Here is a 14,692-nt window from a genome sequence, read left to right on the forward strand (position 1 = left end):
AGTGAGGCATTGAAGCGAATATTATACGCTAACCAATATAAACTATGAAAAAAATTACCTTATTAATCCAGATTCTCTGTATCTGCGCTCCATTTTCTTTGTTTGCGCAACAGACGATAAACGGGCGTGTTAGTAATAGCCTGACCGGGGAGGCCGCGTATGCAATCTCCATACGTATAAAAGACAGTAAGGAAGGTACCTTTTCGGATGATCGAGGTCGTTTTCAATTGAAAACGAATAAACCTTTGCCCCTAATCCTTTCTATTTCAGCGATCGGATTTGAACCCCGCGAGGTTCTTGTCGAGAGTGCAGCCTCTCCGTTAGAAATTCCGCTTAATGTTTCGCCGATACTGGGGCAGGAGGTGGTTGTGTCCGCTAGTCGAACAGTTCAGACCAAATTGTCTTCCCCTGTGACCATCGAGCAGATCAGTAACAAAGATATCCGTAATTCTGCTCAAATAAGTTATATGGACATGCTTCAGGGCCTGCGAGGAGTCGATGTTACGGTGTCCAGTATCGGTTTCACCAGTGTAACGACACGCGGGTTCAATACAAGCGGGAATACAAATTTTACACAGATTGTTGATGGTATGGACAATCAGGCCCCGGGATTGAATTTTCCACTGGGCTCAGTTATTGGTTTGACCCAGCTTGATGTCGACAATATAGAGCTTTTATCAGGCGCTTCTTCTGCCTTATATGGCTCCCGTGGGCTCAACGGAACCATGATCGCGACAGGTAAAAATCCATTCAAATATCAAGGATTAAGTGTATTGGTGACTCAGGGTGTCAATCATATAAACGCTAAAAAGAATAATGATCCTGTTCCCGCATCGCCCTATTATGATTGGACAATTCGCTATGCGAAACAACTGAGCAATAAGATTGCTTTTAAGGTCAATGGTCAATATACCCAGGCAAAAGATTGGGTGGCGAATGATGAGACGAATAAAAATGGTTTGGGTACAGCGCTAACGGATCCCAATTATAATGGTGTCAATATGTACGGCGGGGCAACTTCAGTAGATATCAACCCTTTCCTGGAAGCTGCACTTGCTGGAAATCCAGATCTGGCGCCAATTGTTGAACCTCTACTTGCTCATTCAAACTATGTTTCCCGGACAGGCTATCCTGAGTATGGGTATCTCGATAATAGAGCCAAGCTTTTTAAAGTAAATGGTGAATTTCGCTATAAGATTTCACCGGATATCGAAGCGATTGCTTCGGCAACTTTTGGCACAGGAAACATCGTGTATACCAATGATACCCGTTATCAGTTAAAGGGATTTAAAGTGGGCCAATATCGTTTGGAGGTACGAAGTGACAAATGGTTTGTACGGGCTTATACGACTCAGGAAAATTCAGGTAAAACACTCGTCGCCGGACCGACGGCCCAATACATCAATGAGTCCTGGAAAACAAGTTACGATGGTAATGTAGGGGGCTGGTATCCGGAGTACACGGCTGGTCTTCTTAATGCACTTGCCACTGGCACATCGCTTACAGATGCTCATCTCCAAGGACGTACTTTAGCTGACCAGGGCCGGGCGGAACTTGGTAGCGCATTATTCAATAGACTTAAAGATAGCATTAGCAATACGCCAATTTCAGAGGGTGGGACATTATTTCTTGACCGCAGTAAGTTATATAATGCTGAAGCGCAATATAATTTCTCAGATCATATCAAATTTATGCAGGTCATAGCCGGTGTCAATTGGCGCCTGTATAGTCTCAATTCTAAAAACACACTTTTCCCAGATAAGGATAAACCGATTCATGTCAATGAATACAGTGCTTATCTTCAAATGGCAAAGAGAGTCATGGACGAACGGTTGAATATCGCGACTTCTTTTCGATATGATAAAAATACATTATTTGCTCAACCACGGCTTACGTCACGTGCATCATTGGTCTATGATATGCAAAGACAGAATTATTTGCGTTTCTCTTATCAGAATGCATATAGTTTCCCTTCTAATATTCAGGCGCTTCAAAATACATTGAATGGTTATAATAGTTTTTCATCCGGTGGATCCTCACTATTATTGATTGATAATTATCAATTTGACCGCTATCCACCCTATACATTAGAAAGTGTACAAAAATTTCAGTCGACAAATGATCCGAAAGTACTTCAGCAATTTAAGTTTGATGATATCAAACCGCAGTCAGTCAATGCTTTTGAATTAGGATACGCAGCGATGTTTGGTAAGCGTGTCATGGTTGATGTGCTTGGTTATTTTTCAACATGGAAGAATTTTATCGGTTATGCCAATGTAGCCAATACACCGGGGACTGACGATATCAACGCTTTTAAGGATCATGCTACCTATGTTCAATATAATGTCGCTTTTAATGGTGGAGAAACAGTAAATACATACGGCTATGCTGCAAGTGTAAGCATAGATCTGGGTAAGAATTTTATGACCAAGGCAAACTATTACTCGGACTATCTTAAAAATAAAAACAATAGCCAGATCAATAACTTTAATACACCTAATTATCACTTTAACTTTGAATTTGGAAATAGTGGTTTTGGTAAAAAACAAGTCTGGTCGTTTAGTACATCACTTCGATATAAACCCGGTTATTATTATGTTGTGTCTGGGGGGCTTGCGGCGGGGCAGGTGCCTAGCTCAACTGTAATTGATGCACAGGTGAGCTATAAGCTTATTAAAGCGCGTTCTGGCATTCGTATCGGTGGAACGAATATTACGAACAAATATTATTCTACGGGTATAGCCAACCCTCGTATTGGTGCGGTGTATTATGTCACCTATGCCTATAATATTTTTTAACCAAAATAAATCATAAAAAGATAAATCATGAAAAGACATGTAAAAAACAGGCTCATAATGGTGTTCATCGGACTCATCTTTTGGAGCTGTAAGAATCAACAAGGTACAGATTATAATGTGTTGACTTTTGGTCCGGGGCAGGAGGAAGCGATTGAAGAGGCTTTTCTGTCGATTAAAGATAGTACAAATATACACTTGAAAGCAGGTAAATATCGTTTTGAAAACCTGAGTATCGCCCAGGTAAATCATATTAAAATCGACGGCGAGGGGCATGATAAAACAATTGTGGATTTTTCGGGGCAAACACAGGGAGGAGAGGGGATTCGTATCACTGATGTCAAAGGACTAACCATCGGAAAGATGACGATCCGGGATTCAAAAGGTGATTTATTGAAGATAAACAACAGTCAGGACATCATTATTGCAGATCTTCACAGTATATGGAGTTCGGCCGATTCTACCAGCGGTGGATATGGAATTTATCCCGTACTCTGTAAGAATGTGCTGATTGAGAATTGTTATGCCGAGGGAGCTTCTGATGCCGGTATCTACGTAGGACAGACCAAAGGAGTGGTGGTAAGAAAATGTAAAGCATTCAAAAATGTGGCTGGCTGTGAAATTGAAAATACAACAGATGCCGAGGTATATGACAATGAGTTTTATGGCAATACAGCAGGTTTTTTGATTTTCGATCTACCTGATCTATCGCAGCGAGGTGGTCATGTGAAAGCTTATCGTAACAAGATCTATGATAACAATTTCAAGAATTTTGCGAAAGGAGGAAGTTTTGGAACTTTTTGGGGGGTAGGAAACGCCTCTCCCGGAAGTGGAATTATTATCCTTTCCACCTCAAATATCGAAATATATGATAATACGATTGAAAAAAATAATACTTCGGCGATTACTATAGCTTCTGGCTTTGCTGTAGATGAAAAAGCTGCTGAACGTATCAATGCCAATTACTCGCCAATACCGACTCATATTAAGATCCATGGCAATACCATAAAGATGGAAGACAAGTTCCCACAACCGGCTTATGAACATCGTATTGGCCAGTTAATTATTGCTACTGAAGCACAGCTGAATGCCGTTGAACCCAATCGTTCGGTGCAAAGAATCCCTGCAATCCTGTACGATGGAATCACCAGCAACATTATGACCAATGGCACTTCCTTAAATCCAGATTCTATTTGTATTGACCAGTCCGGTGAAAATATGTTTGTTTCGGCAGATTTTAAACATGCGGGGCAAGCAGATAAATGGAAACCATCAAGTAATGTGAAACCATTTCAATGTAAATAACTGTGAGAAATATAAAATTGACCATTGGTGTTATCATCGTTTTGACTGTATTCTCCTTGACTTTGCAACAAAGCTGCCGACAGGGGAAAAATAAATCAGAACAAACCAATACATCTTTCGTATTTAAAGAAAAACTATCTGATTATGGATTTTTCAAGGGAAAGCTAAGTAGTCTATTACCGCAAGAGGGGGTACTTCCGTACGAGCTAAGTACACCTTTGTTTTCAGACTATACGGTTAAAGATCGTTTTATTGTTCTTCCACGGGGAAAATCAATTGAATATACTGCACAGGGACCTTTGGATTTTCCTGATTCAACCATAATTGTTAAAAATTTCTCCTATATCAATGTTCAGGGACAAAAGGTCGTCATTGAAACCCGTTTGTTGGTTAAAGATCCAATAGATCATAATTGGAAAGTCATGAATTACCTTTGGAATACGGAGCAAACAGATGCAGTTAAGCATATTAGAGGATTGAAACTGGCAATCACGTTGGTCGATAACTCTGGTAATAAACATACAACAAATTATATGGTGCCGAATACCAATGATTGTAAACGTTGTCATAATAATGCATCGAAACTAATGCCAATAGGTCCTAAAGCGCGTAATCTGAATTTTGTGCGCGCCGGCGATTCTATCAACCAATTGACCCGTTGGAGTTCTTTGGGATTGTTGAAAAATATGCCCGACTTAAAGAATATTTCACAACTGCCCGTATGGACCGATACAGAAAAATACAGTATTGAAGAACGTGCTAGAGCTTATTTGGACGTCAATTGTGCGCATTGTCATACGAAAGGTGGTGATGCATTTAATACAGGGTTATTTCTCAATTATGAAGAGAACGAACCGGCACACCTGGGTGTGGATAAAGCACCTGTATCTGCCGGAGGAGGGGCCGGTGGCTTAAACTTTGATATAATACCCGGAGATTCAAAGCATTCGATCTTGCTTTATCGAATGAATAGTACCGAACCCGGGACGGCAATGCCCGAATTGGCCCGAAGTATTATCCATAAGGAAGGTGTGGATTTGATCCGCCAATGGATAGATAATATGCCCAAGAAAAAATAAAAATATCATCACCTTTCAATTTATATTAATTAGAACAGTATGATTGAGCAAATAGATTCAATATTTCGACAACAGCAACTCTTTCAAATCGAACTACGACAGAGTGATGCCCAGCAACGGATAAAAAAGCTGCGTAAATTGCGTTTTGCGATTGAAAGTAACGAAGATTTAATTTATGATGCATTAGCGAAAGATTTGCGTAAATCAAGAAATGAGGCCGCAATAAGTGAGGTACTATTTATCTATGGTGAAATCGATTTTGCTATTCGCCATTTGCAAAAATGGATGCGGGCTAAAAGCGTAGGGAGATCGGTTACAAACTTGCTGGCAAAAAGCTCGATCGTCTACCAACCCAAAGGAGTGGTTCTGATTATATCGCCCTGGAATTACCCCTTTCAGCTTACGATGAGCCCCTTGGTATCTGCGATTGCTGCTGGCAATTGCATCGTACTGAAACCTTCTGAACATAGTCCATACACAGCAGCAGTGATTCAGAAGATGATATCCGAATCATTTGATGTGAAAGAAGTTGTTTGCATAACGGGTGAAAAATCTACAGCGGAAATTCTTTTGAAACTTCCTTTTGATCATATTTTCTTTACTGGAAGTTCTCTCGTTGGTAAACAGATTATGAAATCAGCCTCGGCCCATTTGAGTTCAGTTACCTTGGAGCTCGGTGGGAAGTCTCCGGTCATATTGGATGAAACAGCTCATCTAGAAAAGGCGGCAAATAAAGTAGCTTGGGGGAAATTGATCAATGCTGGTCAGACTTGTATTGCCCCAGATTATGTTCTTATTCCTGAAAAGGGACGGGACGAATTTGTAAGGCATTATTTAAATGCTGTAAAAAAGATGTTTTTTACAATAGATGGTAAAATAGATCCTACTGTTTACGCGAAAATTATCAACCAGAGGCATGCTGATCGTCTCGTTGCTTTGATCAGGAACTCGGTCCAAGGAGGAGCCCGATTAGTTGAAGGAGGTGTACTGTCTGAGGATTTAACCTTGAGTCCGACATTGTTATTAGATGTTTCATTGGATAATGCGATCATGGGAGAGGAAATCTTTGGACCTATTCTTCCAGTGATAACCTATGGGAAATTGGAAGAAGCAATTGCTATCGTAAATCGAAGCGAAAAGCCACTTGCATTGTACGTATTTAGCGAAAACAAACATCATATTCAACAGGTCGTGCAGCAGGTAGCATCGGGTGGGGTTTGTATCAATGATGTACTTATCCATGTTTCCAATCCTTACTTGCCATTTGGTGGCGTTAATGGTAGCGGGCAGGGGAGTTGCCACGGTTTTTTCGGCTTCAAGGCATTTTCACATGAACGCGCTGTGATGCGTCAATCCAGATACGCACTTTCTACATTGATTTATCCACCATATACAGAGAAAAAAATAATATTTAAATTGCTGAAAAAATGGATTTAGGCAGCTTAATTTTTTATACTTGTATATGAATAAAATCAAAAGTATTGTTGTGTTTTGTGCTTCCAGTTTAGGCAACTCCAGCATATATGAAGATCAGGCAAAATATGTAGGTTATACGTTTGCACAACGAAACGTTCAGCTGGTGTACGGAGGTGGTCGTGCAGGATTAATGGGCGTGGTTGCAAATGCCGTTTTAGAAAAAGGCGGTGAGGTCATTGGCGTAATTCCCCACTTCCTAAATTCAAAAGAAAGAGAACATCGTGGCGTAACGAAATTAATTACAGTGGATAGTATGCATGATCGTAAACGAATCATGAATGATCATGCCGAAGGAATAATAGCTTTGCCAGGAGGATTCGGAACCCTTGAGGAACTTTTTGAAATGACTACCTGGGGACAACTCGGTCTACATCGTAAGCCAGTGGGAATATTAAATATTAATGGGTTTTATGATCATTTGATCAAATTTATGGATCATATGGTTGTTGAGGGACTTTTAAAACAGGAGAATAGAGAAATGCTGTTGATAAGCGATTCAATTGAAGAGCTATTAGATAAGATGGACAACTATGTGGCACCAGAAGTAACAAAATGGATTAACAAAAATGAGATCTGAGAAGACCTTATTAATTTAGTGGCTATTTAATTTCTAAGACAATCTTAATATTGCTCTTATGGTTTATTAAGATTGTTCTTATTGAGTTTTAATGTTGTTTTTGGATTTTTGTAACAAAAATTCTTTATCTAATTATGTTACAATTCAAAGGCCTTGTTACACCTTTATTAATTGCTGCTCCTTTTTGTCTTAATGCACAGACAGTTTCATCTGACACCTTAAAGTTGTTGAAAATTGATGAAATAGAAATCACCTCTAAGTATTACAAGCGGTATAATCCCAAGCAATTGTCTGAAGCATTGCGCTTAGAAACATCTTTATTGAAAGCATCACAACATATTCAGGTCATTAATAGCGAGATTTTTCAGGATCAGGCAGTATTGAACCTAAATGAGAGTGCTACCCGCAATGTAAGTGGCACTTTTAGAGAGGAATTACACAATGGTATATCCCCCGATATATATTCGCGTGGCGGCTATATCAGTGCACAACGCAATGGCGTGGATATGCGTCCATTAGGTAAGGGGCCGATAGCAGATGATTTGGCGATTATTGAGCGTGTGGAATTTGTAAAGGGGCCCAGTGGTTTTATGAATGCCATTAGTGACCCATCCGGTTCCTATAATATCATTACAAAAAAACCAACTGGAGAAACCAAAAGGAGTTTCGATTTGCTAACCGGAAGTTTTGGCTTGTTGCGTGCCGCCGTAGATTTGGATGGGCAACTGGATAAGAGCAATAAAGTCCAATACCGTTTAAATGTCATGGGCATGCGTGGTAATGGATTTCTTAAACATGATCGAAATAATAGATTGCTGTTTGCGCCCTCATTAAAATATCAATTTAGCGAGCGCACTTCGATAACGGCCGAATACATCTATCAACAATTGAACTATCTTCTCCTCAGTGAAGCACAGATGTCCCCCTACGGTTATGGTACACTCCCGAAAGATTTTACCATTACCGACCCTAGTATACGACCTTTTGTAGGTAACGACCATAATGCATTTCTGACATTTCAACATAGATTTAAGAGTGATTGGCAATTGACAACAAAATTGGCGTATATCCGTAGTGGCTATAATGGTACGTTGTTTTGGGTGAATGGTGCGAATGCCGAGAATAAGGATATTTTGGATAGAAATCTAGTTTACGATTCGAATAAGTATGGTATCTTTTCTACGCAGGCTTACCTGAATGGATATTTTAAAACTGGAAATGTCGGCCACCGTATCATCACTGGAATTGATATCAATAATAAATCATCCCGAAGTTGGGATACATGGGGCACTGCGACAACAGTCTATCCGCTGTCCATTACGAATCCACAGTATTCGGAAACAATACTTAATACAGGTATAGGCGGCGATTTTGCTTCGGAGAATGATTTTACGTCCGAGGGAAGTAAAATACACCGACGACTTTTCTATGTTTCGGCTTATGCAATGGATGAATTACTTTTTCTGGATGAAAAACTACGGGTTTCTCTCGGTTTACGTGTCACTGCATCGAATGGCAAAACAAATGATTATGGCACAAAGAGTAATTCTGAAGATGTTGTTTTAACCCCACGGTTGGGAATCAATTATGCATTGGATCAAAATACTTCGCTCTATTTCTTACACGACCAGAGTTATTTGCCACAAGCAGGAATTTCCGTGGATGGTGCAGCGTTAAAACCATTAAAAGGAGTTAACTATGAATTAGGGATTAAACGCGACTGGATGGAAGGAAAATGGAATACAAGTGTTTCTGTCTATCATATCGAAAGAAATCGTTTGATCACACCTGACCCGGTATCCAATCTGATCTATCAGACTGGGGAAAGTAAATCCAGAGGAGTTGAGTTTGACCTTAAGGGAAGACTGGCAAAAGGCCTGAATGCAGTGATTAACTATGCTTATACAGATTCTAAAATCTCTGCGGATGAAATGAACCCCGAAAATATTGGGATGGCCACACCCAATCGGGTAAAGCATATTCACAATACCTGGTTGAATTATCTATTGCCTATCGAACGTGTAAAAGGTTTGACAGTATCCTTGGGATATCAGTTGCTCGTTGGTCGAGCTGAGCGTTTTACATCAACGAATCCTGTCGCCCTAAAAGATATCTTTCGATTGGATGCCGGAGCAGGATGGAGCAATGATAAGTACCGTATTAATCTAATCGTCAATAATCTCTTGAACGAAAAAATGTATTCTACAGCTTGGCGTAATGGTAGCGGAAATATGTACTATTGGGTACAAATGGCACCTATACATGCAAGGCTCTCATTGGGAATAAATCTGTAAAAAACGATGAAAATAAATTTTATAAAAAAGCTTATAGTGATCCTATTTCCTATTTGGATAGGCTGTAGTGGCGAAAATCAAAAAGAAAAAGCGAATGGAGCGGCTGTAGAGGTCACCGATGCGCAAGGGCATCTCATTGCGCTAGAGAAACCAGCGGAACGTATCGTATGCTTATACGAACCTGGATTGGACGCGCTATATATGCTGCAGGCTGAACATAGAATTGTTGGGCTATTTAATGATGTTTATTCCAGTGATGAACTATTTCCCTTCTTTTCGAAAATGGACGCGCGAATCTTGGAACGGAAATTACCTGTAGTAGGGACAAATAATCAGGGAAGCGTTGAACAGATTGTAGGACTCAGTCCAGATTTAGTAATTGTACATGCTGGTCAGGCGGATCTGATAGAGGGCTTGCGGAATGCTGGGATGAAGGTGTATGCAACGAAAGCCGAATTGAAAGCGGAGGTGTTTAAAACAGTAGAGGATATTGCGACACTTACAGCGAGTACAGAAAGAGGTATGGAGTTGATTTCCTATGTAAAGCAGAAAGAGGAACTAATCAAAAAAACTTCGGATACGATTGCAAAGAAACGACGGGTATATTTTACCTGGGCCTATGGTCGTGTTTTTTCGACAACAGGTACGAAGAGCATGATGCACGCTTGCCTGGAAATGGCCGGCGTTGAAAATGTCTGTCCTTTTGAGTTGGATCAACCGAATATTAACGCAGAAACATTGATCGGTTGGAACCCAGATATGATTGTCATGTGGAACGATAGTCCACAATTATTTTATAAACGAAAAGAGTTTGCGGATATTCCTGCGATAAAGGAGAAGCAGATTTTTAATCTGTTGCCAATGTTTGCCTACAACCCACATACGTTGAAGGCGCTTTGTACAGCAACGGCAATACATCATTGGGCGTATGGTGATAAGCAATTAGATCAGAAGGGGCAGGTTGAAGAAATTATTACCCATCTTTATGGAAAGCAAAAAGCTGATAAAATTATAGATTTATTATGATAATTAACAGGATTACATCGTATTGGGACAAACAGAGTAAGATTTGGCGTGAAGAGAAAGAGGAGGCCTGGTCCCAACCAGAAACGGCAAATTGGTTGAATTTCTTCGAAGAAATATTGCTTGATCCAAAGTTGGGTGGAAAGAATATTTTGGAGATAGGGACCGCTTCAGGATACTTTGGTAATATTATGACCAAGGCAGGCTTTGCGGTGACCGCTATTGATCTCTCACCAAACATGATAAATGAAGCAAAACAGGTTTCTGATGCACTAAATCTAACAGTGGATTATCATGTAATGGATGCTCAAAATTTGGCATTTGATGATGATAAATTTGATCTTGTTTTTACACGTCTTATGACTTGGACGATTCCAGATTTATTTAAATGTTATAGTGAAATATTTCGGGTATTGAAGCCTGGAGGAATGTTTATAAATTTTGACGGCGATTTCGGAGCGACAGTTTTCAGTCAAGAAGGGCATGAAAGATATCCTAAAGAAATTATGGAAGAGGCAAATGCCATCAAATCCAATTTGGATATAAGTAAACATAGCCGACCAGAAAGAGATTTATATCTATTGGATAAGGTAGGCTTCGTTGATTTAAAAACTGATAATGAAGTTCACAATAAAATCTATTCGAAATCTGAAGAAGAAGGTGGATTATTTATGCTGAGTGGCGTAAAGCCAATGCGCTAGCCTTCCAGACTATCCTGATTATCTTATTTTTTCTGTATTAAAAAACTGCCTATGAGGTTGCAAAATTTTAGAATTGCAACCTCATTGTGCTTAAAGTCTTTGTTTTTTTTTCAATAGTTAGGATTTGATCAACATTTTCTAGGAAATTATCAATATCTACTTGGAAAATGAATTCTACTTTTGAAATGGTTAGTCGTTGGTTTGACTGATGGGGCAACATATTTTACCCCATCACTAACCGTATCATAGGTATCTTTATTTTAACCGGTAAGGTACCTATGGCGGTTAGTTTTCCCCGGCGTTGAAAGGGTGTCCGTTCCCCTTTTAACAAAAAAGAGGCTCGATCGGAAGATCGAGCCTTTCTTATTTTATTTCGTGATTTCTGAATCGAAACTTTAAAGTTTATTTGCACGGGCTGTTATTTCAGCAATGTCGAGCACTTCTATTTCGGACTCTTTCTCCTTTATTTTGACACCATCCTTTAACATCGTCATACAGAAAGGACAAGCAGCGGCAACAACATGAGGTTGTACTGCAATTACCTCTTCAATACGTTCAATATTAATATCTTTTTTACCTTGTTCGGGTTCTTTAAACATTTGGCCGCCACCAGCACCGCAACATAAACCATTGCTTCTGCAACGCTTCAATTCAACAAGCTGAGCATCTAGACTTTCAAGCACTTTTCGAGGTGCTTCATAGACTTCATTTGCTCGCCCCAGATAGCAAGGGTCATGATAGGTTATTTTTTTACCCTTAAATATATTATTGTCAGCCGGTTTTAATTTACCATTATCGATGAGATCCTGGATCAATTGGGTATGATGGATGACTTCGTAGTTACCACCTAAGGCAGGGTATTCATTTTTAAGCGTATTAAAACAGTGTGGACATGCGGTTACAATCTTTTTGATTTCATAGCCATTCAATACTTCGATATTCATCATGGCCTGCATCTGAAATAAAAATTCGTTTCCACTTCTTTTTGCGGGATCACCGGTGCAGCTTTCTTCTGTCCCAAGAATCGCATAGTTAAGCCCAACATGCTGGAGAATCCGACAAATGTCTCGTGTTATTTTTTGAGCGCGCTCATCAAAACTACCAGCACAACCCACCCAAAATAATATATCGGGAGCCTCTCCCTTAGCTAACAGCTCTGCGACTGTTGGAACTTTTAATTCATTTTCCATCCTTAAACTATTGTTGTTGAGTCCAATTTGCACGGTCCATTTGCGCATATTTCCATGGAGCGCCATTATTCTCAATGTTTCCAAACATATTATTGATACTTGCCGGGGCCTGAGATTCTTCCATAACTGCAAAACGACGAAGTTCGATGATAATGTCCAATGGATTAATATTGACAGGACATTGCTCGACGCAGGCATTGCAGCTCGTACATGCCCATAATTCTTCCCGGCTGATATAATTGTCGATAAGAGACTTGCCATCCTCAACGAAGCTGCCATTTGTCTTAATGTTATTGCCTACTTCAGTTAATCTATCCCTTGTATCCATCATTATTTTTCGCGGAGATAGCAGTTTTCCTGTGATATTGGCAGGACAAGAGGAGGTACAGCGACCACATTCGGTACACGTATAGGCATCCAGTAGGCTTTTCCATGTTAGATCCTGAACATCTTTGGCTCCAAAGCGGGCTGTTACGTCTGCAGAAGGTGGAGTGAAGCTCGGATCAAGCATCGCTTTTACTTCGTTGGTTACAGCAGTCATATTGGATAATTTCCCCTTGGCATCCAAGTTTGAAAAATATGTATTGGGAAAAGCGAGAACGATATGCAAATGTTTTGAATAAGGCAGATAGTTTAAGAAAGCTAATACACCTAATATGTGGAACCACCAACAAAATCTTTCGATCATGTATAGCGTGGCCGTAGAAGTCGGAAGATAGGGTAATAAATAATGACTTACCGGAAATGAGCCAACAGCATTAAAATGTTCAAATCCATAAAGCTGTAATTTGAGATCTGTCGCATTCATTAGGAGGAAAGCTGACATAAGTAGAATCTCTGTAACCAAAATAATATTAGCGTCCGTTTTAGGCCAATTGTTAAGTTCTTTACTATTCAGACGATTTACTTTGACGATATTTCTTCGAATCAGGAAGACCACGCAGGAGAGTAATACACCAAGTGCTAGCCATTCAAATGAACCAATCAAAAAGTTATAGAAACTTCCTAAAAAAGAAAATACCCGATGAGTTCCGAATAAACCGTCGATAATGATTTCCAACATTTCGATATTGATAATAACGAAACCCAAATAGACAAATAAGTGTAGGATGGCAGGAATAATCCGCTTAAACATCTTTTTCTGTCCTAATGCAACCAAAAACATTGTTTTCCAACGTTCTGAAGCCCTGTCGGAACGATCTAAATCTCTACCTAACTTGATATTACTATAGATCTGTCGTGCATTTTTACCAAAGAAAAATAATGCACCTAAAAAACAAACTGCAAATATTAGTTGACCTATCATATGCTCGAATAATGGTTACATAACAAATATACTATAATATTTTTGTTATGCTAACATAATAAAAATAAATCAAAGAATAGGATTGATCAGCCAATTTTCTAAAAAATAATGAATAGGAAAAGGGGATATCAAGAAAGAAGCCTCCAAGAAATCAAAGCAATTTCTTGGAGGTAAATATTATTTGGATAATTAATCTATATCAGCAAATGCTTGCTTAAGAATTTTTTCGACGGTTTTTTCAATACGGGTTTTTCCTTCTTCTGTATTGATATCGATACCGCAGAAAGTACTACCTGTCGATTTAGCCTGTAGCGCTAAGTAGTAAATTCCGCTGACCAGTAATGCAAGTGTCGCTCTTATGTCGGTTTCAGAATTCTCAAATTTTGGATCAAAGTGTTTAAACAATTCTTCACCGAGAACTTCGCGTCTATCCGCTATATTTTTTAATGCTTTTGTTTTCTCACCCAGTCCCCAATGGATGATTTTCTGTTTAGTTTTATCTTTTAGGAATGTATTCAACTGAGATTTAAGTAATTCGTTTACCAAAGCTACATCAATATCATTTGGATTAGATATCATTTGCTCCAAAACTCCTTTATCTCCGATTTGCCAAAAATCCTTTTGTGTTAAGTAAGCTTCTACTAATTGATCAAGACCTCCAAAATAATTCCAGATGAGTGCTTTATTTAAGCCGCACTCCAGTGCAATATTCGGGCCGTTCAGCGCATGGTAGCCTTTCTTCTGGATGACTTTTCCCACCGCTGCGATCATCCGCGCCTTGGTACGTTCTTTGTCTCGGATGGGACCGGATGTTACTTTTCTTTCTTTCTTTGGATGATCCTCAGTTACTTTCTTTTTCATTAGAATAATTTGTTTATTCATTACCAGTTTGTTCTCAAAGGCATTTATACCGCCTTCGTCGGTGTTACTAAGAATGAAACTATCA

The 14,692-nt window shown here is 39.4% G+C and carries 11 protein-coding genes; 8 read left to right on the forward strand and 3 right to left on the reverse strand.

Annotation, left to right across the window (positions count from 1 at the left end; all coding sequences use genetic code 11):
• The first annotated feature begins 44 nt into the window (after positions 1 to 44).
• The 8 genes from M2408_RS06845 to M2408_RS06880 all read left to right on the forward strand — a co-directional run bounded on the left by M2408_RS06845 (position 45) and on the right by M2408_RS06880 (position 11,250).
• The gene (locus M2408_RS06845) at positions 45 to 2,798 is read left to right on the forward strand and encodes a TonB-dependent receptor plug domain-containing protein (RefSeq protein ID WP_120260617.1); all 2,754 of its coding nucleotides are present in this window, start codon (positions 45 to 47) and stop codon (positions 2,796 to 2,798) included.
• Positions 2,799 to 2,825: 27 nt separating this feature from the next.
• A complete protein-coding gene (locus tag M2408_RS06850; protein ID WP_259180361.1) occupies positions 2,826 to 4,100 on the forward strand; it encodes a parallel beta-helix domain-containing protein in 1,275 nt (424 codons plus the stop codon).
• A 2-nt stretch (positions 4,101 to 4,102) separates the two neighbouring features.
• Positions 4,103 to 5,179, forward strand: a complete 1,077-nt coding sequence (locus M2408_RS06855; protein WP_259180362.1) for an SO2930 family diheme c-type cytochrome — start codon at positions 4,103 to 4,105, stop codon at positions 5,177 to 5,179.
• A 39-nt stretch (positions 5,180 to 5,218) separates the two neighbouring features.
• Positions 5,219 to 6,616 (forward strand): aldehyde dehydrogenase family protein, encoded by a 1,398-nt coding sequence (locus M2408_RS06860; protein ID WP_259180363.1) that lies wholly within the window; start codon positions 5,219 to 5,221, stop codon positions 6,614 to 6,616.
• A gap of 25 nt (positions 6,617 to 6,641) precedes the next feature.
• A complete protein-coding gene (locus M2408_RS06865) occupies positions 6,642 to 7,232 on the forward strand; it encodes a TIGR00730 family Rossman fold protein (RefSeq protein ID WP_259180364.1) in 591 nt (196 codons plus the stop codon).
• A gap of 134 nt (positions 7,233 to 7,366) precedes the next feature.
• Positions 7,367 to 9,526 carry a TonB-dependent siderophore receptor gene (locus tag M2408_RS06870; protein WP_259180365.1) on the forward strand — a complete coding sequence of 720 codons (2,160 nt, stop codon included), beginning with the start codon at positions 7,367 to 7,369 and terminating at the stop codon, positions 9,524 to 9,526.
• Between the two features lie 6 nt (positions 9,527 to 9,532).
• Positions 9,533 to 10,552: an ABC transporter substrate-binding protein gene (locus M2408_RS06875; RefSeq protein ID WP_259180366.1), complete on the forward strand. Its 1,020-nt coding sequence runs from the start codon at positions 9,533 to 9,535 to the stop codon at positions 10,550 to 10,552.
• The gene (locus M2408_RS06880) at positions 10,549 to 11,250 is read left to right on the forward strand and encodes a class I SAM-dependent methyltransferase (RefSeq protein ID WP_259180367.1); all 702 of its coding nucleotides are present in this window, start codon (positions 10,549 to 10,551) and stop codon (positions 11,248 to 11,250) included. Before M2408_RS06875 ends, M2408_RS06880 begins: the two co-directional genes overlap by 4 nt.
• 395 nt (positions 11,251 to 11,645) lie before the next feature.
• Here M2408_RS06880 and M2408_RS06885 read toward each other — a convergent pair whose 3' ends face one another.
• From M2408_RS06885 to M2408_RS06895, 3 genes are all read right to left on the reverse strand, one after another.
• Positions 11,646 to 12,440, reverse strand: a complete 795-nt coding sequence (locus tag M2408_RS06885) for a (Fe-S)-binding protein (RefSeq protein ID WP_259180368.1) — start codon at positions 12,438 to 12,440, stop codon at positions 11,646 to 11,648.
• Between the two features lie 7 nt (positions 12,441 to 12,447).
• Positions 12,448 to 13,746: a (Fe-S)-binding protein gene (locus tag M2408_RS06890; RefSeq protein ID WP_259180369.1), complete on the reverse strand. Its 1,299-nt coding sequence runs from the start codon at positions 13,744 to 13,746 to the stop codon at positions 12,448 to 12,450.
• A gap of 189 nt (positions 13,747 to 13,935) precedes the next feature.
• On the reverse strand, positions 13,936 to 14,607 hold the full coding sequence (locus M2408_RS06895) for a TetR/AcrR family transcriptional regulator (RefSeq protein ID WP_120260627.1): 672 nt from the start codon (positions 14,605 to 14,607) through the stop codon (positions 13,936 to 13,938).
• Positions 14,608 to 14,692 lie beyond the last annotated feature (85 nt).

Source organism: Sphingobacterium sp. BIGb0165, assembly GCF_024810095.1.
Lineage (GTDB): Bacteria > Bacteroidota > Bacteroidia > Sphingobacteriales > Sphingobacteriaceae > Sphingobacterium > Sphingobacterium detergens.

Coding starts and splice junctions, on each gene's coding strand:
- M2408_RS06880 (WP_259180367.1), top strand. CDS start 10,549: ATGATAATTAACAGGATTACATCGTATTGGGACAAACAGAGTAAGATT.
- M2408_RS06870 (WP_259180365.1), top strand. CDS start 7,367: ATGTTACAATTCAAAGGCCTTGTTACACCTTTATTAATTGCTGCTCCT.
- M2408_RS06845 (WP_120260617.1), top strand. CDS start 45: ATGAAAAAAATTACCTTATTAATCCAGATTCTCTGTATCTGCGCTCCA.
- M2408_RS06895 (WP_120260627.1), bottom strand. CDS start 14,607: ATGAAAAAGAAAGTAACTGAGGATCATCCAAAGAAAGAAAGAAAAGTA.
- M2408_RS06860 (WP_259180363.1), top strand. CDS start 5,219: ATGATTGAGCAAATAGATTCAATATTTCGACAACAGCAACTCTTTCAA.
- M2408_RS06890 (WP_259180369.1), bottom strand. CDS start 13,746: ATGATAGGTCAACTAATATTTGCAGTTTGTTTTTTAGGTGCATTATTT.
- M2408_RS06885 (WP_259180368.1), bottom strand. CDS start 12,440: ATGGAAAATGAATTAAAAGTTCCAACAGTCGCAGAGCTGTTAGCTAAG.
- M2408_RS06850 (WP_259180361.1), top strand. CDS start 2,826: ATGAAAAGACATGTAAAAAACAGGCTCATAATGGTGTTCATCGGACTC.
- M2408_RS06865 (WP_259180364.1), top strand. CDS start 6,642: ATGAATAAAATCAAAAGTATTGTTGTGTTTTGTGCTTCCAGTTTAGGC.
- M2408_RS06875 (WP_259180366.1), top strand. CDS start 9,533: ATGAAAATAAATTTTATAAAAAAGCTTATAGTGATCCTATTTCCTATT.